Source organism: Micromonospora globispora (assembly GCF_003857015.1).
In the GTDB taxonomy this organism is placed as follows: Bacteria; Actinomycetota; Actinomycetes; order Mycobacteriales; family Micromonosporaceae; genus Micromonospora; species Micromonospora globispora.
Map to the genome: position 1 here is coordinate 1 of NZ_QGGF01000449.1, position 593 is coordinate 593.

Below are 593 nucleotides of genomic sequence, written 5' to 3' on the forward strand. Positions count from 1 at the left end.
GGCTGCGGTGCCGGCACCACGTCGACCCCGCCACCGCAGCCGGGCGCCTCGGCCGCCCCGACCGTCGACCGGTCGACCTCGCCCGGGCCGGTGCTGCCCCGCTCCGAACCGGTCCAGATCACCATCCCCCGGATCGGCGTCCAGGCGGACATCATCCCGGTCGCCACCGACCGCAACGGCGCACTGGAGGTGCCGCCGCTGGACCAGCCCGAGCTGGCCGGCTGGTACCGCCGCGGCCCCACCCCCGGCGAGGCCGGCAACGCGGTCCTGGTCGGCCACGTCGACACCGAGAACGGACCCGCGGTCTTCTTCGACCTCGGCCGGCTCCGCCCCGGGGACACCATCGAGGTCACCCGCGACGACGGCCGGGTCGCCACCTTCACCGTGGACGGAGTCGGGGCGTACCCGAAGGAGCGGTTCCCCACCGACCGGGTGTACGGCGGCGGTCCCGAGGCCCGGCTCCGTCTGATCACCTGCGGCGGCCGGTTCAACCCCGCCACCGGCAACTACCCGGACAACATCGTCGTCTTCGCCACCGCCGCGCGCTGACCGGCCCGGCCGGCGCGCGCCCGCCCGGCCCTGCGCCGTACGGT

General features: G+C 76.4%; 1 protein-coding gene. It reads left to right on the forward strand.

Annotation, left to right across the window (positions count from 1 at the left end; translation table 11 throughout):
- Positions 1 to 549, forward strand: a 549-nt coding sequence (locus DKL51_RS24180) for a class F sortase (protein ID WP_148097834.1), incomplete at its 5' end; no start/stop codon positions are given.
- Positions 550 to 593 lie beyond the last annotated feature (44 nt).